Here is a 20,866-nt window from a genome sequence, read left to right as displayed (position 1 = left end):
TTTTATTCCTTTCTACTTACTTAATAAAAATTTTAATTCTTCTGAAATAATTTCCTTTGGTTCAATTGAACTACCAATCAATTCTCCTGTAAATAAACTTATTCCTAATTCTTTTAATTTTTTATAACTAATATAATTATCAACATTAATAGCAATTAATTTTGCTTCAATTTTGTTTGAAATATTAATACAATCTTTAATAATTAATTCATTTTCTTTTATAGAGTTTATTTTTTTACATATATCTGCTTCCAAGAAAATAAATTCAGGTTTATAAATATTTAAAAAAGTAAAGTCTGAGTCAACTGAACCAAAATTAAATGCAGATATTTTTATTTTATATTTCTTTAATTTTATAATATTTTTTTCCAAATTAACTTTATCATTAACTTCTTTATTTAAATTAAAATTAAAAGTTAATTTAGATAAATCCAATTTCAAAGTCTTTAATTTTAAAATAAATTCATCTACATTAAATTCTGTAGAAGACAAAAAATCACTGTCATAATTTAAAAATATTTGTTTTCCTAAAATATTTTTGTTTTGTTTACTTAATTTTTTTAATGCTTGTAGAGATATAAATCTTAAAAATAAAGAAGTTAATCCCATATCATTAATTAATTTAAATTTTTCTTCAAATAAATCCGAATTAATTTCTACACCATCAATCAAGCCATTTAAAAAATAACTATCAAAATCATTAATACTTAAATTAAAAATAGGTTCAAATAAGGTTACAAATTGATTTAAATTTGCAACCTCATTTAAAGAAATAATTTTTTTATTTTTATTTTGCTCATTCAAGATTTCTATAGGATTAACAATGACATTATTTTGATCTTTATTCAAAACTAAATTTTGTTCAACATATCTATTATAGTCAAGCAATGTTTCCAAATTATTTGAATGTAATCCATAATATGAACAAATTGATTTAAGCTTTACAGATATTTTATAACCTTTAATTTTGAATTTTGTATTTACTTTTTTCATTATTTCTTCTACTTTATGAATATGTGAATTATTTTTTTCTTTAAAATCAGTTTTAATTTCTATAGGTATAAAAGCAGCAAATGTTTTATAATTAGGTTTAAAAAAAGTTACATTTGAAAAATTTGTTTTTATTAATTCATATGTTTCTGTTGAAATTGAATTAACAATAAAATCTTTTGTATTACCATTTACTTTTGATTCAAAAGTTTCAAAATTTGAAATAAAATAAGTTAAATAAACACCATGTCTAACCTTATTAATACTAATATTATTTAAAACTTGTTTATGAGCTGAGGAAAAATTTAAATAATATGTATTTTCATATGTTACTATATTTTGTAGTTTTAATGCATGAATATAAATTTGATTAATTATTGCAATATATGCATATGTTAAATAACCACTTCCTAATCAAAAAAGTAAATTAACTGAATTAAGAATTCCAGATTGAGTTTTTATAATTGAAAAATTTCAAATTAATCCAACAAGTAAGAGAGTTAAAGTTGTAATTGATCAATTTCCTCAAATTGATAAATTTTTAAATCTATGTTTAATTAAATTTAAGAATAAAGGCATTAAATAAGAAATAATTATTAATGTCATAGTTCAATTATTGTTTATTGAACCAAAATATTGAGGAAATAATGAAGAAAATAGTGTCAAGTTTAAAATATTGCAAGTTAATATTCCAATTGATGAAAATATTGAAATAAAAAATATTGAAATCCAATATAGAAAAGTTGGAAGCAATACAGTTAGTTCTAGATTTTTTTGTTCTTCATTAATTAAACTAATTATTAAAATAGAAAAACATGAGAAAAATCCCAAAACAAATCCCAAAAATAATTCATAATATATTGTTAATTTTATAAATAAATGTCTTGTTAAGCCTCAAAATATTGTATAAAAAAAAGCCATAATTGTTGTATAAGAAAAACACGCAATCAAACTAATTAAAAAATTCACACGTTCACTTCCTTTTCTTATAAAACAATTAAAAATAAAAAAATGGTGGAGATGGCGGGAATCGAACCCGCGTCCAAAATACTCCAACCCATAACGCCTACAGTTTATTTAACTCTAAATTACACTATAAAACAACAGAGTTAACAAAATTTAATTTTATAGTGTTAATGATTTAAATTCAAACAAGTTTATCATTAAAGTCACTTATTCTATTGTACTAGGTAATACACTATCTTGATGAAGTACAAAAACACCATGTAGCGTTGAGTGCTATAAACTTAAAAGTTTATTAAGCTGCTAATGCAACTCCAGCTGATGCATTATTGATCATAAATGCTGGCATTTCAAATTCATTTTTTTTATCGTTTGCATTTTATCAAACCTAGAAGTATTAAGGTCTACCAAACCACTGCAGTCATGAGTCCAATATATCCTGTCGAAACCGGGACATCCCCATAATTTTATTATAAAACAATTAAAGAAAAAATGAATTTATATAACAAAAATTGAGAAAAAGTTTCCCCATTTTTTATTTCTTTTATTATTGAAATACTTTTATTGCTGAAAATATGAAATTTCGCAAGTATTCAAATTGAACTTAAAGTTAATGCTACTTTTTTTAATTTTTTACCCCTAGTGAGTTAATATTAATATTAACTCAATTTAATTTTATCAAAAAAAAATATTTTTATTATTTAAAAACTAAATTATTTATATACTTTTTTTAGTTTTCTTTCAATATCTCTTTTCTTAATTGTTTCTCTTTTATCAATTAATTTTTTACCTTTTCCAAGTCCAATCTCTAATTTTGCAAAATTATTTTTTAAATATAATTTTAGAGGAACAATTGTCAAATTCTCTAACTTTACTCTCTTTAAAATTTTTTCAATTTCTTTTTTATTAAGTAATAAAATCCTATTTCTAGTTGGATTTAAAAATATATTATGAGAAAATTCATAATTTTTAATATTCATATTTAATATTTCTACTTGTTTTTTTCTAATTAAAATAAACGATTTATCAATAGAAACTTCTTTTTTTCTAATTGATTTAATTTCGGGCCCAGTTAAAACAATTCCTGCTTCTCATGTTTCCAAAATTTCATAATTAAAATAGGCTTTTTTATTTTTTAAAAGAATATGTTCTCCCATTTAAATCACCACCACTATTTTAAAGTAAAATCAATTATTCTTTTTTTTACATCAGCATTTTTAACTTTTATTTTTACTTTTTGTCCAAGTCTAAAAATTTTATTTTGTTTATTCACTAAGATATTTGTTTTCTCATCAAAAGTAAAATCTGGTAATTCAGAAATATGAATTAAACCCTCAACACAATTGGATAGTTGAACAAATACTCCAAATTTTAAAACTGCTGCAATAATTCCTTCATATTCCTGATTAAGTTTTGATTTCATATACTCTGCCATACAAACTTTATTGACTTCTCTTTCGGCTGAGACAGCATTTCTTTCAGTATCATTTATTATACTACATGCTTTTAAAATAAATTTTTTGTTTTGTTCCAATTTAAATTCTCTTAAATCTTTATCAATCAAATATTGTTTTAAATATCTATGAACAATCAAATCACTATATCTTCTAATTGGAGAAGTAAAGTGAGTATAACAATCACTTGCTAATCCAAAATGACCAATATTATCAAGCTCATACGCTGCCTTTTCCATAAATTTTAACAATATTATATTTATAACTTCTCTTTCAGTTTCATCACTAATTTGATTTTCAATTTGATTAAGAGCTTTTTTTATAGTTTTTGGATTAATTTTGTCCAACTCAGTTAACTTAACATTAATACCTAGTGCTTTTAAAATTGAATGTCATTCCAAAAGATTCTTTTCTTTTGGATCATCGTGATTTCTATAAATAAAAGGTAATTCTTTATCAAAAATTAATGATGCTACACACTCATTAGCACTTACCATAAAATTTTCAATTAATTTTTCACTAATTCCTCGTTCTCTTTTAATGATATCAATTACATTTGAATCTTTATCCAAAATTATTTTTGGTTCCGCTATATCAAATTCGATTGAGCCTCTTTCAGATCTTTCTTTATCAATAATTTCATGTAATTCTTTTGCAATTCAAAGCATATCAATAATTTCTTTATCAATTAATGAATTATTATTTTTATAAAGTTCATTTACTTCCTTATAAGTTAATCTTGCTTTTGATATCATAATTGATTCATAAACCCTTTTATTTATAATTGCACCATTAAAATCAAATTCCACTTCAGCTACCATACATAATTTTTCTTCATTTGGGTTAAGACTACAAACTTCATTTGATAATTTTTCTGGAAGCATTGGTATAACTTTATTTGCAAGATATACTGAATTTCCTCTAAATAAAGCAGAATTATCTAAATCTGAAAAAGGTGTAACATAATAACTAACATCAGCTATAGCAACTAACAATTTATATCCTTTTTCTGTTTTTTCAACATAAATTGCATCATCCAAATCCTTAGAATCTTCTCCATCAATAGTTACTAAATTTTTATCTTTAATTAAATTATTTAATCTTCGTTTTATTAACGGTTCATTATAATTAATTGGCTTTGCCACTTCATTTGCATTATTAATAACATTTTTGCTAAATTCAGATTTAATATCATATTCATAAGCTATTGATAAAATTCTATCTGTCGCTTTATTTGAATTACCAATTATTTTTTGAATTTTTACAAACAACTTTTTATCTCTAACATCAAGTATTTTAACTTTTAAAATTAAGTCTTTTTCTAATTTAAAATCTTTTGCATTTATCATTACAATTCTATAATTTTTAAATCATAACTCATTCGGAATAAAATCTAGAAATCTTCCACATTCACTTTTTTGAATTTCCCCAATCAAAAATGTCTTATTTCTCAAAACTATATCTTCAATTTTAGCTTTAAGTCTATCATCATTTTCCTTATGAATTGTAAATACAACTTCATCAGTTGAAATTGAGTTATTTAAAGAATTTGGTGGAACAAAAAAATCTTCATCTTCTTTATTGAAGTCTTTTACAAATCCAAATCCTTTATCATTAATTTTAATACTTCCTATTTTATATTTTTCTCCAATAAAATATATAACATTTTCTTTAGTTCAAGCGATTATATTTTCTTCTTGCATTTCTTTTAAGCAATTTGTAAGTTTTTCATAATCTTTTGAAAAAAACTTAAAAAGTTCATTAAAATGAATTTTATTTTGAATGTTTAATTTTTTTATTATTAAATCTTTCATACACATTATTCTTTCTAATAAAAAAACACCATTATTTTAAAACAGTGTTTGAAATTATTCCTATGACTATTGTAATTATAAATAAACATATGCCTAAACTAAACATCCATATAGACATTGTTTTATCTGTTCCTCTTTCTTTAGAGTTTGAAAACAATTCATCATTACCACCATTTAATGCACTTAAACCAGTTTGTGAACTTTTATTTTGAATTAATCCAACAACAATCATTAAAAACGCTGCAATTAAGGCAACTATTTCAAATCCAAATATTATTTGATTAGCTAGTTCTCTTTCTGAAGCTGTTGCTAAAAATAACATACTTTTGCCTCCATTCAATATATATAATACTATAATTATAGAGTAATTTTAATGATTCATATAACAAATTATAAAATTAGCATTTCTTTACTAATAGAGTATATAATTTCATTAGGGGATATTATGCAATGATTAGATATTATATTTAAGTTTATTGAAAAAATTTTTAAAACAAATTCTTTTAGAAAAAAATATAAAACAAAAAATATTAAAAAACTAACAACTTTACTTAAAAGTAAAAAATGGCAAATAATTGATATTAGAAATCAAATTTCGTTTAATGAACATCACCTTGAAGGAACAATCAATATACCAATTACAGCTTTTAATTTTAAATTTTTTAAATTAATTGATAAAAATCACAATATTCTTATAATCAATGAAGATCCAAGAAGTCATTTGTCAATTTATAAAAAACTAAATACAAGGGGATTTAAAGTTTTTATTCTAAATGAGAAATATAAAAATATTAGAAATGATATTAGCTTTGATAAGTATACTAAAGTTGTAATTTACTAAAAAGAACAGAATTTAAATTCTGTTCTTTTTATTTTTCAATTTCTTTAAATAATTCAATAACTTTAACATTTAATCCAGATGAAATTTTTTCAATTGCCTTTAAAGTTACATTTCTTTTTCCTCTTTCAGTATCTGAAATATAATTTCTATGTAATCCACATCTAAAACTTAATTCTTCTTGAGTTAACTCTTGTCTTTGTCTTATATTTTTCATATTACTACTAAATATAGTAATTAATTTTTCTCGTTTCATAATGTTATACACCAATACTTTCTGCTAATCTAGAAATTATTTTAAATAAATTACTTATTCCTGATTTAGTAATTTTTACATTTCTATCATTTAATATTATTTCTAATTCTGAAAAAGAACTATCTGGATTTTCTAAACGAATTGTCGCTAGTAACTGCGCTTTTTCTGATAATTCGTTAAATAAGCCCTTTTGAATTATTATATTAATTTGTTCAATTTGTTTTGCACCAGCAAATAATGTTTTTTGTTGATTATAAATATCGATATTCATCATTCTATTTATATTATTATTAAAGTCTCTATTAATTCTTGTAGTTTCAAATTTTAAAACAGCTCGTGAAGCATCAATAAATTTTAAAAAATCAGAAATTTCTATTGATTTTTTAATATAACACATATAGGTGTTTTTTTTCCTAAATATTTTAAAGTTAAAGTTAAATAAATTAGTAATTTCACAAAAATAAATTGCTGAAAATTCATCTTTAAATTGTAATTCTAAATGATAGTTTGTGGTATCTGGAGAATTTACACTTCCTATCGCAATAAAAATTCCTGATACATAAGCTCTTATTAAACTTTGTTTTTCTTTTAAATTCTTTTGAAACAATGGGATTTCAACAATTTTTTCTAATTTTTCATCATCATAAATTAAGTAATTTTTTAGAAAAGCCATTATGTCTTCTATCAAAAGTAATTGATATATCTTTTTTTTTGATAAATTTTGAGTTTGAATAATAGAAATATTAATATTTTTTTTATAAACATACTTCAAAATAGAATAAATATTTCTAATTATATTATTACTATTACTTGTTAATCTTAATGCTGCCCCATCATTTCCAAAAATTAAGTCACCATTATATTTAATAAAACCTGAAATAAGCATGTTTTTTTGTTTATCAGTAAAGGTATGATTTAAAATTTCTTCTTTAACTTCTAAGGAAAAAGACATCTTATTCACCTATTTCTTGTCCATTTTTTTTTCAAGTTTTTCTTTTATTTTTTTCTCTTTTAATTTTTGTTTTAATTTTTTTTCATTTGAAACAGATTTATCTTTAACAATTTTTTCAATTACAGCTTTTGTATAAAAATATTCCTGTTCGTAAACATAACCAGGTTGTCTAAAAAGATATGGACTAACTCATTGTGCAATTATAATTAAAATAATTCCTAAAATTGCTGTTAATGAAATTAACGCTAATGAAAGTCCCCTTTGATACATTAAAAATAAATGATCTTCTGCTCTGTCAATTTCCAAAATTAATCTAACAATATTTCAAGAGAAAAAGTAAACACCCATTTCAACACCAGCTTTTACTGTTAAATATTTATATGGATTATTAGTTGTTACAAGTAATTCCCCTTGTTTTCATTTTCTTTTAATTCAATTACTATCTTTGATTTGATTAATATTTTCATTATATTCATTAACATTTTTTTCATCATGATTTGCAAAAACTGCTTGCTTTCAAATATATGATACTTTTAAATTAAATGAATACTTTTCAGGATTAATTTTTCAAGGTTTTTTTCCAAATCATCTACCAATAAAAGAAATTAAAAATGTAATAATTGCTCAAGATAAAATTAGAAAAAAAGATTCATAAAGGAAAATTGGTGCCATTAAATATTTTTCTCCGCTAATTAATTCGAGACCATTTAGCGAACCACCAGAACCTCTATATTCTCAAACCATATTTTCTCTAATAAACTGTGGTAATCAAGATAGTGCATTTGTTTGCTTAATTTCATTTGAAGATTCTACAAATCACTTTGCAATTGGTTGACCATAAAGTTCATGATTAAAAAAATTACCTCAACGTCCAATTCCCTGTCCTATTAAAATATTTGGTATAATAGCATCTCCATAAGTTCATAAAGAAACTCTCGTTTTTCTTCCTAAAAAATAAAATATAACTATACCAACAAGAGCACCACAATATACTCCCCCATGAATTGCCATTCCTGCTTTTCAAAATGCAAATAATCCTCAAAAAGAAGTGCCCTGAGCATTTTGACCTGGTCCATCTGCATTTAATTTTCCAAAAAAACTTGCTCCTAATAAAGAAAATGGAACAATAATTGAGGCCCCAATTCATAATTCTTTTAATGGAACTCCTTTTATATAAAGTTTAATAGCAGATATACTTATTGCTGATATAACTCCAATAGTCATTGTAAATGCATAAACATGAAAAAAACCATAATCATCTCTTACCGTTCACATATCACTCACAGCTGATCAATCTTTACTATTTCAATTTAAAAACATATTTTTTATCACACCTTACAACTAATTTATTTTAACATAGTAAAAATACAAAAAAACTATTTATTCAAGGTTTTCAATATAGTTAACAGCATTTTGACCCGCTAAGGCTCCATCAGCAACAGCTGTTGCTATCTGTCTAAATGGAGTAACTCTTACATCTCCTGCAACAAATAAACCCTCTATTTTTGTTCTCATGTTCTCATCTCCAATAATATTTTTATTTTCATCAAGAATTTCATTTTGACTAATAAAATTAGTTATTGGATATTGACCAATAAATGGAAAAATTGCATTTACTTCTAGTTTCTTAATTTCATTATTTAAAAGATTTTTAATTTTAACAGATTCAACTTTATTTGTTCCTTCAATTGATTCTACAATACTATCTAAAATAAATTCGATTTTTTCAATTGATTTTGCTTTATTTAAAGTTTTATTATCTACTCTAAAGTCTTTTCTTCTATGTATTAAATATACTTTAGAAACAAATCTTGTTAAAAAAATTGATTCTTCTATTGCAGAATAACCTCCACCGACTACAACAACAGGTTTTTCCTTATAAAAACTTCCATCACAAACAGCACAATATGATACTCCTTTACCATATAATTCTATTTCTCCTGGCACTCCAAGTAAATTTTCTTTCGTTCCCGTAGCAATAATTAATGCTTTTGAAGTAATTGTTTTTTTATTTTCAAGTAAAACATAAAAAATTTCTTTTTTTTCAAAACTTTTAAGTCCTGAAAATTCATATTTAGCTCCCATTGAAGTTGCTTGTTCAAAAAAATGCATTGCTAAATCAGGGCCTTGTATATTTGTAAAACCAGGATAATTTTCAATTTCTCCTGTTTTGATAACTTTACCTCCTGGTGCTTCTTTTTCTAGAACCAAAACATTTAGTCCTGCTCTTCCTGCATAAATTGCTGCACTTAATCCCGCAGGTCCTGCCCCAGCTATTATTAAATCATAATCAAGATTATTAATAAGATTTTTCATATAATCATCCTACCTCTCTTCACTTTTTAGGTGCTATAAATTGAGCACAAACCATTATAATTATTCCAATAATTAAAATACCTGTTAATGATAAATAATTTAATAATGGATTCATTTTTACTGAAATTTCATATGGATTTCTAAATTTATCTAAAATAAATCTTATAATTGTATATGCACATATATATATTCCAGTTAAAAATCCACAATGAATTACAAAATAATTATTTGGATTATTTAGATTATATAATTTTTTTGAATCTCTTTTCAAAAAAGAAATCAATATACTTTTATTTTTTCTAAATTTTGATAAATCATTTTTATATTTGTCATTTAATATTTTAATATCTTCTTTATATTTTTCTTTACCTATTTTATTTTTTTTAAATTTCAACTTTATTTTTTCAAATTCTTGATGTTTTTTTAATTTAATTTGATTAAATTTTTCATTTGCTTTAACTCTTTTAATTTTTTGATCGTAAATATAATTTTGTTGATTTTCCACATCAATGATGTTTGGTTCATATAATAAATATGCTTTCCTTCAAACTCATTTTTTTGATAAACTTAATTGTTCTAATGAATTTTTATTATATTTTATAGGAATTTGAGTTTGATAATTTATAATTTTTGATTCATCTAAAAATTTACATATTTTATTTTGTTTACAAGGAAATGCATATGGATCAATTTTTCAAGGTTTTTTACTAAATCATTTATCTAAATTTGAAAAAACAAAAATTAATAAAAATCATAAAAATAATGTTAAAAGAGATTCATATAGAAATAATGGTTCATGAAATTGAAGAACTTTTAATGGTTCTTGACCATTGCTTGGATTATAAAAATAAAATAATCTATGTCAAATTCAATCAGGTAATCAAGTAATTGAAGACATTTTTGAGTCCTCAATTGCTCTACCCATTATTTCATGATTAAATAAATTACCTCACCTTCCAATTGATTGTCCTAATAGTATATTTGGAACAATACAATCTGAATAGGTATAAATAGAAATTCTTGTTATTCTTTTTTTATATCAAAATCATAAAAATGCAGCACTTCCACCTACAAGCATCGAACCAAAAAAACTCATTCCTGGTTCTCAAAAAAATATTAATCTATAAATTTTTCAATCTTCTCCTGATGAGCCTAACTTTCCAAAAATACTTGCTCCAATAACACCTAAAGGCAATGCAATATAAATACCATTTAAAAATTCCTTTAAAGGAATTCCTCTCATATGTAATCTAATAGCTGAAGTAATAATAACTGAGAAAACTCCAATTAATACAAAAATAGAATATAAAAAGGAAAGTGGATCTGCATATTTACCACTACCATAATCATAATAGTCAGGAATTGGATTGCCATTTACCCAAATATCACTTAAAAAATTAATCATTATTAAATTTCAGTGCTCTTTCAGTTAAAAGTGTTGCTTCATCTTGATATAGTCCACTTTCCTTTATTTTTAATTTTGCAACTGCAGCTTCAATAATATTTGGAATATTTCTTCCTGATGTAACTGGAATTTTTAAATATGGAACTTGAACTCCCAAAAGTTCATACTTTTCAAAATCTGCTCCCAATCTTTCTGAATAATCAATGCCATCTTTTTTAAACTTCAATAACTCAATAACTATATCAATTTTGCTTTTATCCAAAATTACTTGATAACCATTTGTTTTTGAAACATCAATAATTCCTATTCCTCTTACTTCAACAAGATTTTTTAATATTTCATGGCTTTTACCAAAAATTTCATTAAATTTTTTTGTAACAACTATTCTGTCATCACCAACAAAAAGGTGATTTGCTTTTAATAAATCTAATGTTATTTCAGATTTACCAATACCAGACTCACCAATTAATAAAACACCTTTTCCAAAAATACTTATAAAAGAAGCATGAATTTCAATGACTGGTGCAAAATAATCATCCATAAACTCTAAAATGTTTTGAGTAAAATCACTTGTTGAATTATTTTTAGTTTTTACTAAAAGAATATTAAGTTCCTTTGCAACATCTATTACAATTTTATCTTCAAATTTTTGAGTAATTATTATTAAGGGAATATTTTGTGAAAAAAGTTTCTTATATTTTTCCCTTCTTTCTTCTGCACTAAAATTTAAAACATAACTATTTTCTTTTGTTGACATTACAATTATTCTGTGTGATTTTTCACCATCTTCAAAAAAACCAGTCAATTCTAAACCTGCTCTATTTATTCCATAAACTTCAATTAAGTTTTTTATTTTACCTTTACCAGATAAAATTTCTAAATTAAATTGCTCAATTAATTTACTTGCATATAACTTACTCATAATTTGAACCTCACATTTTTATTATAACCATAATAATTAAAAAAACCTAGTTTTAAATTTCTAGGTTTTTTATTACTAAAATTAATATAATTATAAATTTATATTAAGAGTTATAATTAAGATTAACAATATTCTTACAATTTAACAAAAAATACCATCAGTTAATTATTTTAAATCTTCATTATTTGATGAAATAACTTTTTTATATCAAAAAAATGAATCCTTTTTAGTGCGTTTAAAATCTCCATTACCTTCATCGTCTATATTAACATGTATAAAACCATATCTTTTTTTAACTCCTTCATGGGTTGAAACTAAATCAATAGCACTTCAAGGATGATATCCTATAACATCAATTCCTTCATTTATAGCTTCTCTTATATATTTAATATGTTCTCTTAAATACTCAATTCTGTATTGATTATGCATAGTTCCGTCTTTTTCTAAAGTGTCATATGCTCCAAGACCATTTTCTGTTACCATTAATGGCAATTTATAGCGATCTCATATAATTCTAAAAGTATTTAAAAAACCTTGTGGGTATATTTCTCAACCAAATTGTGTTTTTTTAAATATTTATTTCTAGATATATCAAACATTTCTGGTATATCATATGAAGTTTGTTGATCAGAAGCACTAAATTTTATTGCATCTATTTTTGTAGAAGCTTTTACAGTAAAAGTATTATAGTAATTAAAGGCAATAAAGTCAGTTTTCCCTAATTTCATTATTTCTAGATCACCCTCACGAATTTCAGGGTCATAACCATTTTTTACCATCCAATCTCAAGCAATTTTGTTATATTTTCCATAAACTGCTGCATCCAAATATAATCAATTTCTTCAAGCATTTTCCTTATATGCTGCATCGTAATCTTCTGGCTTACAAGTTTCCGAATATACTAGACTTATATTCGGTGCTGATCCAATTTTACCACCCAAATTCATATCATGATAAATTTTCATTATCATTGCTTGTGCAATTAACATATTATGATTTATTTGATAAAGTTTTTTAAAAATATCTTTTTCTTTTGAATCAACCATTCCTAAAACATGTTCAACTTGTATTATCATATTTTGCTCATTAATTGTTTGTCAATATTTTACTCTATCTCCAAATAATTCAAATATTTTTTTTGAACACGAAACAAATGCATCTACCATTAAATCTCTATTATTTCAACCACCTTGTTTTTCTAATTCCAAAGGGGGATCAAAATGATATACAGTAATTATTGGTTCAATATTATATTTAATTAATTCATTAATTAAATTATTATAAAAATCTATTCCTTTTTTGATTAATTTCTCCAACTCCTTTTGGAAAAATTCTAGTTCAAGAAATTGAGAATCTATATGATTTAAATCCCATTTCTGCCATTAGTTTTATATCTTCCTTGTAATAATAATAGCGATTAGAAGCATTTTTAAAATTAATTTTTCCCTTTATTGAAGTTGTTAAGTCTTGAATAGATATTCCTTTTCCATCAATATCACTTGCTCCTTCTACTTGGTAAGCACTTGTTGATGCTCCTCATAAAAAATTTTTTGGAATTTTCTTCATATTATTGCTCTCTTTTTTTAAAATTCACATTTTTGGAATCAAAGATTTCAAAACAAATTTCAACACTATTAATTGCATTTCACATTATATTTTGAACTTGCTCACTTTGATTTTTATTTAATTTAAATTTTTTTAATATTTGTTTAGTTTCTAATATAATTTCTTCTTTAAAATTATTAAAATCATTTAAATTTTGCTTATAATCTGAAATTACTGATGTCAATTCATTTTGAAGTTTATTTTTTTCAGTATCATATCCAAAAGTTGAATATTTATTGTTTAAAATTTGAAATTTATTATATAGTTTTTCATTTTCTTTAAATTGAAGTTTTAATTTTAATTGATTTAATTTTTTAAAAATATTATTTCTTATTTTAGATTTTTTTTCTTCAATTATTGCTAATTTCACCTCAATTTTACTTATTTGTGAATAATATTTTTCAGTTTTTTTATAGTTTATTTCTGAATTTTTTATACTTTCTAACTGTTTTTGAAAGTTTTTAAGTACATCTTTTTTATTTTCACTATTTGTAAATTTAATAATTTTGTTTATTGCTTTTTTAAAATAACTTAACTCATTTTTTCTTTCTTTATAAAAGAAGAATGTAATTAGAAAACCTACTGTAAAAGTTATACTTCATGTTAAAAATACTAATCCAATTTCTGCTCCTTGACTATAATTAATAGCATGATTAAATTCTGGATTTATACTCCAAGCACTATCATTAAAACGAAGTATACTTAAAATTCCAAATGTTCCCATAATATCCATATCTAAATCTAAATTTTCAATTAAAAATCGCCTAACGGAGGCTGCAACACATCCATATATAAAAGGTTTTACTCTTGGTAAATTTACTCCATAGATAATTGGTTCAGTTATACCAAAAATTCCTGCCGGAACAGTAGCAAAAGCCATTTTTCTTAATGACATATTTTTCGTAATAATTGCTAAAGCAACCACTGCACCTAATTGCCCTCAATATGGAGTAACATTAACTGTACCTAATAATTGGGGTGTTCCACTGCTAATTGAAGTATCTATTGCAACGCCTAATGGTGTATGCCAACCAATTATTACTAGTGGTTGCCATAGAAAAGCAAATAATGCTGTACCAAAACCATAAGGAATATTTCCAATTAAAGTTAATAGTTTAAATAAAACAAACTCAATCAGACTTGCTATTGGAGCTAATGCAAATCATAAAATAAACCAACTGTAATTGAGAATCAAGAATTTGAATTAAAATATCTTGAAACATTATAAATAAAAAATATCCCTATTGATGGCATAATCGTATTTGCCAATATAAAAAATAATGAATCCCATATATTAAATAAATATAATGTTTGCATACTTATTGCTATCATAATTGAATTACCATTTAAGTCAGTCGCACCATTAGGATCAATAATGCTACTTTTCAGTGGGCCTCCATCTAATGATAATAAAGAATATAAAGCAACAAGCATTCCTCCAACAATTATTAATGCAATAGCAGGTTGTATAACACCCACAATTGCAGCCATGAAACGACTTGCCAAAGGGGGTTTAATAATAGTTTTTACTACATTCTCTGAAGTTTTGCTTTTATCTTCTGCTTCATATTTTTTGAATTCATCTAATACTTTTGGTACTTCTCCTCCAATAATTATTTGAATTTCAGGGCCATTTCAATTAACTCCCTTAACTAAATTAATTTTTTAAGTTCATCAATATTAACTAATGATTTATCAATAATATTTGCACGAAATCTTGTCATACAATTATAAGGATTCTTATAATTTTGATTTCCTAAAAATAAAAATTTTTTCAACTGCTTGGCGATATTTATTTTTATACTCTTTTATTTCAAGATTATAATTAGTAAAATTTTTCTTCATACTTTCCTTTCTAATTTAAGAAAAATAGCAATAATTTAAATACGTATTTTTTCTTAACTATTTGTATAAAATTAGTTTAAAAAATAAAAAACTAATAAAATACTTATAATAATTTTCTAATTAAAGCTAAGAAAATTAAATAATTTTTATTAGTTTAGTTTTTAATTTACAAATTAGAAACTGGTTTACTTTATATTTTGAAACACATTCAAAAAAACAATTCTAAAAAAATTTGTCTAAATGATCAATTAAAAAATACTGTTTCTGAAGGTATTATCATTTTTTGTTCACAATTTTTAAATTTACCTTTTTGCAATTCTGTTGTAATAACACTTAAGTTTTTTTATTTTCAACCATGTCATATATTCTATTTAATGTTTCATTATCTATTGCAATACAAATAAAAATAATCTTCTTAAAAAATTACTCATATGAAAATAATGAATAAGAGAAAACAATTGTAATTTTTCTATATTCGTTTATTTTATTTATGATCTCTTGCATGAAATCAATATTATTATCAATTATCTCTTTAATTCCATAAAAATATAGTTCACAATAACTAATTCCCTCTACTTTTGGAATATTATTATTATGTTCCAAAAATTTTTCAATTTCATTTTTCAAATGATAAGTTAATTTTCTATATCCATCTAAATTTATTTTTTTACAAAATTTTGTAATAGACGACTTTGATAAGTAGCATTTTATAGCTAATTCATTTTGTGGTAATACAACACCTTTTAAAAAATTTTCCACAATATTTTTTGCAATTAAAGCATTATTAGAATTCTTATCTCCTTTTGAAATATTCTCAATTATTTCATAATAGCTTATCATTTAAATAACCTTCTTTCTGTTAAAGAAATTATATAAAAATATAAAAATTGTGTTTTTTCAAATTAGCTTATTTGAATATTCTTATTTACATGTCTATAGCATCAAACATTTTCATAAGTTCATCTATTTAATAATGGTTTAATTGATTTAAAAATAATATAAGTAATAGAAATATAAATAGGTAATGTTATTGGTAATTTTATTAGTTTAACAACTAAATCAACTCACGCTGCATTTCCTTTTCAACTCATCATTCATATTTGATTCAAAACTAAACTTTGAAAAATATAGCTTAAAGAATATAAAATAATGATTTTTAATAAGATTTTATTTTCTGATTTTGTTAAATATACTAAGGCTCCAAAAAAACCAAGTAAACATTTTCCAAACATATATCCTGCATGATAGCCATAACTACTAGGTAATAATACAGACATTAAAGTATCTGTACAAATTCCTGAAATTACTCCACATAAAGGCCCAAATAAGACACCAAGTAAAAAAATTAATCAATCTCCTAACGCAATAGAAATATTGCCAAAAATTGGGGGTATTTTATATGAAAGACCTGTCATAATTGCACTACAACTTGCAAATAATGCTATTATTGTTAAATGTCTTATGCTAATTTTTTTAAAAGAAAAATTTTCAATGGAAAGTGAAATTAATAATATTAGTAATGTACTAATTCCCCCCACAATATTTGTAATTAAATATCAATTCATTTAATCTATCTCCTTAAATCATTCATAAAAAATTGGTATAAAATATAAACTTCCACATACTATTATATTTTCATTTTTATTATTTAAATAAAATTTTCTTCAATCTTTTATTATATTTTCATTTTTATATAATTTTTCATCAATTTCTCAAGATTTTGGATGTTCAAATTCAGTCAAATATATTTTCTTACTTGCCTTTTTAAGTATTTTTATAATTTTTAATTGCTCTTTATTTAAACTAGAACCAAAAATTATTTTAATATTTTTAATATTTTTAATATTTTTAATTAATTTTTTTGCACCATCCATATTATGACATCCATCTAAAATTAAAAACGGCTTTTCTTTTAAAATAGTAAATCTTCCCAAAGAACTCTTTCATTTAAGTGAAAAATCAATTTCCAAATATTTTAGAACTTCCTTTGCCAATCCCTTATTTAATTTTTGAAAATAAACTGGGTCATTTATTTTTTTGCAATAAATTTTTTGATTTAAATTTATTTGATTAATTATTTTTTTATATTTGTAATTGTCTCTGCTTAAAAAAATAGGTACACCCTTTTTAGCAATTGAAATTTTTTGAAAAAGAATTTCTTCAATTTTATTTCCTAAAATTTCAGTATGATCAAAATCAATTGAAGTTACACATACTGCTATTTGATTATTAAATAAATTTGTAGAATCTTTTAAACCTCCAATACCAGCTTCAATAACAGCTATATCAATTTTTTTTTCATTAAAAAATAAAATTGCAATGTAAGTTCAAATTTCAAAAAAAGTAAGTTCAAATTTTTTAATTATTTCTTTATTATCATTTAATATTCTTTTTAAATCTTCATCACTTATATAATCATTATTAAATTTAATTCTTTCATTGTGATATAAAAATGCAGGAGATGTAAATAATCCTACCTTTTCATATTTAGTTTTCAATCCCGAAAATATAAAATTTGATGTTGAACCTTTTCCGTTTGTTCCAACAACATTAATGACTTTAAAATTATCTTGTGGATTTTTTAAAGAATCAAGCAGTTTATTTAAATTATAATTTTTTTTAAATAAAATTTTTTGTTCAAAAATTTCATCTTTTACACTAATCATTTAAATATTCCTTTAAATATTTTGCAGTATAACTTGATTCTACTTTAATAATTTGTTCTGGAGTTCCTGTTGCTAAAATAGTTCCCCCACCACTTCCTCCTTCAGGACCTAAATCAATAATATAATCTGAAACTTTTATAAAATCCAAATTATGTTCTATTGTCAAAACAGTGTTGCCTTGGTCTACTAAAATATTTAAGACATCAATTAGTCTTCTAACATCATCAATATGTAAACCTGTTGTTGGTTCATCTAATAAAAATAATGTTTTACCAGTTGATTTTTTCAATAGAAAAGTAGAAAGTTTTACTCTTTGTGCTTCTCCTCCAGATAAAGTTGTTGCGTTTTGTCCCAATTTTATATAACCTAATCCAACCGCCAATATAGTTTCAAGTTTTTCTTTAATTTTTGGAATATTTTCAAAAAATAAATTTGCTTCTTGAACAGTCATACTTAAAATATCTCAAATATGTTTACCTTTGTATTTTACTTGTAGTGTTTCTTCATTATATCTTTTTCCATCACAAATTTCACAAATAACTTCAACAAAACCTAAAAATTGCATGTCAACTCTAACAACCCCATCTCCTTGACAACCGTCACATCTACCCCCAGGAACATTAAAACTAAATCTTCCTTTTTTATATCCTCTAATTTTTGATTCAGGAATTTCTGCATATAAGTCTCTAATATCATCAAAAACAGAAGTATATGTTGCTGGGTTTGATCTTGGTGTTTTACCAATTGGATCTTGTGAAACATAAATTATTTTGTCAACATTTTCTCAACCCTTAATTCTTTTATATTTTCCGGGTTTAATTAATTCTTTATTTAATTCTTTTCTCAAACCTTTATAAATAATTTCTTCAACTAAGGTTGATTTACCACTTCCACTAACACCAGTTATTGTTATAAATTTTCCTAGAGGAAGTGTAACATCAATATTTTTTAAATTATTTTCATTTGCTTGTTGGATTTCAATTTTTAAACCATTGCCTCCTCTTCTTTTTTTAGGAATTGGAATTGATAGCTGTTTTGAAAGATATTTACCTGTCAATGAATTTAGATTTTTGCAGATTTCTTCATATGTTCCTTGTGCAACAATTTCTCCTCCATGAATTCCTGCTCCTGGTCCAATATCAACAATTCAATCAGCTTCCTTCATAGTATCCTCATCATGTTCAACAACAATTAAAGTATTTCCTAAATCTCTTAATTTTTTTAAGGTGGTAATTAATTTATCATTATCTCTTTGATGTAAACCAATTGATGGTTCATCTAAAACATAAAGTACACCTGAAAGTTTTGATCCAAGTTGTTTTGCCAATCTTATTCTTTGTGATTCTCCCCCAGACAAAGTTGTTGCAGATCTTGATAAAGTTAAATAATTTAGTCCTACTTCATTTAAAAAACTAATTCTTGAAAGTAATTGATTTAAAACTAAGCTTGCAATTTTTTCTTGTTGTTCAGTTAATTTTAAATTTAATAAAAAATTAAATTCATCTTCAATTGTCATTTCCACAAAATCTGCAATTGATATATCATTTATTTTTACACTTAATGCAATTTCATTTAATCTTTTTCCATCACAAGTTTTACAAACTTTTGACATCATATATTTTCCATAATATTTTCTATTGTCTTCAGATTTTGTTTCAATATATCTTCTTTCAATTAAACTTGCAACACCTTCAATAAAGTCGAATGATCTTAAAACATTTCCACTTGATGTTACAATTTTTGTTTCAATTGGTTCATGACTTCCTCATAATAGAGCGGTCATTTGTTTTTCGTCTAATGAAGAAATTGCTTGATTTAAATCTACTAAATAATAATCACAAAGAAGTTTAAATCTTTGTCATTCAATATTTTGACTATCTACTAAATTTTTATAATACAAAATTCCTCCTGAATTAATTGATAAAGATAAATCAGGAATTATTAATGCAGGATCTGCTTCTAAATTAACACCGAGCCCTGAGCAAGTTTCACAAGCTCCATTTTTTTTATTAAAGGAAAATAAATTTGCTTCTAAATTTGGAATTGCAAATCCGCATTCACTACAAGAATATTTTGTAGAAAATAACTTTGTTGTATTATTCTTATTTGGATATAAAATTTTTATTAATCCATTTGAATAAGTTAAGCCAATTTCAATTGCAGAATAAATTCTTGATTGTAAATCTTCATCCTCGTTTTTAAAAATTAATCTATCTACAACGATATCAATATTATGTCTTTTATTTTGTTCTAAAATAATTTCTTCTTCCAAATTTTTTATTTCTCCATTTACCTGTACTCTCAAAAAATTTTCTTTTTTAAGTTTTTGAAATATCTCCTTATGTGTTCCTTTTTTATCCCTAACTAAAGATGCTAAAATAAAAATCTGCTCATTATCCCGGGTTTCTTTTTTTAATGTTTCTATTATTTCTTTTAATGAAGAAGCTTTAATTTGACCATGCCCATTAATACAAACAGGTGTTCCAATACTTGCAAATAATAACCTTAAATGATCATGAATTTCTGTTGTTGTTCCAACAGTTGAACGTGGATTATGACTTGTTGTTTTTTGGTCAATTGAAATAGCAGGACTTAATCCCTCAATTTCATCAACATCTGGTTTTTCAACTGATTTAAGAAATTGACGAGAAAAAGATGATAGAGATTCAATATATCTTCTTTCACCTTCAGCGTAAATTGTGTTAAAGGCTAAAGAAGATTTCCCACTTCCGGATAAACCAGTAAAAACAATTAATTTTTCCTTTGGTATTTCAATATTTACATTTTTAAGGTTATGTTCTCTTGCACCTTTTACAATAATTTTTTTATTCATAATATAT

At 23.6% G+C, this 20,866-nt stretch carries 18 protein-coding genes, 1 other RNA gene and 1 pseudogene; 1 reads left to right on the top strand and 19 read right to left on the bottom strand.

Features of this window, described 5'->3' with window-relative positions; genetic code table 4:
• Positions 1-12 precede the first annotated feature (12 nt).
• From STAIW_RS00405 to secG, 5 genes are all read right to left on the bottom strand, one after another.
• The gene (locus STAIW_RS00405; RefSeq protein ID WP_020833915.1) at positions 13-1,959 is read right to left on the bottom strand and encodes an EAL domain-containing protein; all 1,947 of its coding nucleotides are present in this window, start codon (positions 1,957-1,959) and stop codon (positions 13-15) included.
• 43 nt (positions 1,960-2,002) lie between these two features.
• Positions 2,003-2,414: a transfer-messenger RNA gene (ssrA, locus tag STAIW_RS05745) on the bottom strand.
• A 252-nt stretch (positions 2,415-2,666) separates the two neighbouring features.
• Positions 2,667-3,110 (bottom strand): SsrA-binding protein SmpB, encoded by a 444-nt coding sequence (smpB, locus tag STAIW_RS00400; RefSeq protein ID WP_020833914.1) that lies wholly within the window; start codon positions 3,108-3,110, stop codon positions 2,667-2,669.
• A 14-nt stretch (positions 3,111-3,124) separates the two neighbouring features.
• Positions 3,125-5,221: a ribonuclease R gene (gene rnr / locus STAIW_RS00395; protein WP_020833913.1), complete on the bottom strand. Its 2,097-nt coding sequence runs from the start codon at positions 5,219-5,221 to the stop codon at positions 3,125-3,127.
• Between the two features lie 31 nt (positions 5,222-5,252).
• Complete coding sequence (gene secG, locus STAIW_RS00390; RefSeq protein ID WP_020833912.1) at positions 5,253-5,543, bottom strand: preprotein translocase subunit SecG; 291 nt, start codon at positions 5,541-5,543, stop codon at positions 5,253-5,255.
• Between the two features lie 123 nt (positions 5,544-5,666).
• Here secG and STAIW_RS00385 point away from each other — a divergent pair, with 123 nt between their 5' ends.
• Positions 5,667-6,062 (top strand): rhodanese-like domain-containing protein, encoded by a 396-nt coding sequence (locus tag STAIW_RS00385; RefSeq protein WP_063623140.1) that lies wholly within the window; start codon positions 5,667-5,669, stop codon positions 6,060-6,062.
• Between the two features lie 28 nt (positions 6,063-6,090).
• Here the strand turns inward: STAIW_RS00385 and STAIW_RS00380 are convergent, their stop codons facing one another.
• The 14 genes and pseudogenes from STAIW_RS00380 to uvrA form a co-directional block, all read right to left on the bottom strand.
• Positions 6,091-6,315 (bottom strand): helix-turn-helix domain-containing protein, encoded by a 225-nt coding sequence (locus STAIW_RS00380; RefSeq protein ID WP_020833910.1) that lies wholly within the window; start codon positions 6,313-6,315, stop codon positions 6,091-6,093.
• Positions 6,316-6,319: 4 nt separating this feature from the next.
• Positions 6,320-7,267 (bottom strand): DNA-binding protein WhiA, encoded by a 948-nt coding sequence (gene whiA, locus STAIW_RS00375; RefSeq protein ID WP_020833909.1) that lies wholly within the window; start codon positions 7,265-7,267, stop codon positions 6,320-6,322.
• A gap of 9 nt (positions 7,268-7,276) precedes the next feature.
• Positions 7,277-8,587, bottom strand: a complete 1,311-nt coding sequence (locus STAIW_RS00370) for a prolipoprotein diacylglyceryl transferase family protein (protein WP_020833908.1) — start codon at positions 8,585-8,587, stop codon at positions 7,277-7,279.
• Between the two features lie 60 nt (positions 8,588-8,647).
• A complete protein-coding gene (gene trxB / locus STAIW_RS00365; protein ID WP_020833907.1) occupies positions 8,648-9,583 on the bottom strand; it encodes a thioredoxin-disulfide reductase in 936 nt (311 codons plus the stop codon).
• Positions 9,567-10,988 carry a prolipoprotein diacylglyceryl transferase family protein gene (locus tag STAIW_RS00360; RefSeq protein WP_020833906.1) on the bottom strand — a complete coding sequence of 474 codons (1,422 nt, stop codon included), beginning with the start codon at positions 10,986-10,988 and terminating at the stop codon, positions 9,567-9,569. Before STAIW_RS00360 ends, trxB begins: the two co-directional genes overlap by 17 nt.
• Entirely contained in the window at positions 10,981-11,910 is a 930-nt protein-coding gene (gene hprK / locus STAIW_RS00355) for an HPr(Ser) kinase/phosphatase (RefSeq protein WP_020833905.1), read from the bottom strand. The genes STAIW_RS00360 and hprK overlap by 8 nt, the downstream gene beginning before the upstream one ends.
• Before the next feature lie 165 nt (positions 11,911-12,075).
• A pseudogene (locus STAIW_RS06790) lies at positions 12,076-13,506 on the bottom strand (glycoside hydrolase family 1 protein).
• A complete protein-coding gene (locus tag STAIW_RS00345) occupies positions 13,478-14,710 on the bottom strand; it encodes a beta-glucoside PTS system IIABC component (protein WP_020833904.1) in 1,233 nt (410 codons plus the stop codon). Before STAIW_RS00345 ends, STAIW_RS06790 begins: the two are co-directional and overlap by 29 nt.
• Positions 14,668-15,006, bottom strand: coding sequence for a hypothetical protein (locus STAIW_RS00340; protein WP_020833903.1), 339 nt, complete (start codon positions 15,004-15,006; stop codon positions 14,668-14,670). The genes STAIW_RS00345 and STAIW_RS00340 overlap by 43 nt, the downstream gene beginning before the upstream one ends.
• A 161-nt stretch (positions 15,007-15,167) precedes the next feature.
• On the bottom strand, positions 15,168-15,293 hold the full coding sequence (locus STAIW_RS05870; RefSeq protein WP_084676555.1) for a PTS transporter subunit EIIB: 126 nt from the start codon (positions 15,291-15,293) through the stop codon (positions 15,168-15,170).
• A gap of 490 nt (positions 15,294-15,783) precedes the next feature.
• Positions 15,784-16,200 carry a MurR/RpiR family transcriptional regulator gene (locus STAIW_RS00330; protein ID WP_020833902.1) on the bottom strand — a complete coding sequence of 139 codons (417 nt, stop codon included), beginning with the start codon at positions 16,198-16,200 and terminating at the stop codon, positions 15,784-15,786.
• Between the two features lie 62 nt (positions 16,201-16,262).
• Entirely contained in the window at positions 16,263-16,925 is a 663-nt protein-coding gene (locus STAIW_RS00325) for a folate family ECF transporter S component (RefSeq protein ID WP_020833901.1), read from the bottom strand.
• A complete protein-coding gene (locus STAIW_RS00320; RefSeq protein ID WP_020833900.1) occupies positions 16,926-18,026 on the bottom strand; it encodes a bifunctional folylpolyglutamate synthase/dihydrofolate synthase in 1,101 nt (366 codons plus the stop codon).
• Positions 18,019-20,859: an excinuclease ABC subunit UvrA gene (gene uvrA / locus STAIW_RS00315; protein ID WP_020833899.1), complete on the bottom strand. Its 2,841-nt coding sequence runs from the start codon at positions 20,857-20,859 to the stop codon at positions 18,019-18,021. The genes STAIW_RS00320 and uvrA overlap by 8 nt, the downstream gene beginning before the upstream one ends.
• Positions 20,860-20,866 lie beyond the last annotated feature (7 nt).

Origin of the sequence: Spiroplasma taiwanense CT-1 (assembly GCF_000439435.1) — a bacterium.
Taxonomy (GTDB): domain Bacteria; phylum Bacillota_I; class Bacilli_A; order Mycoplasmatales; family Mycoplasmataceae; genus Spiroplasma_A; species Spiroplasma_A taiwanense.
This window is presented reverse-complemented; position numbering and strand designations above follow the sequence as displayed.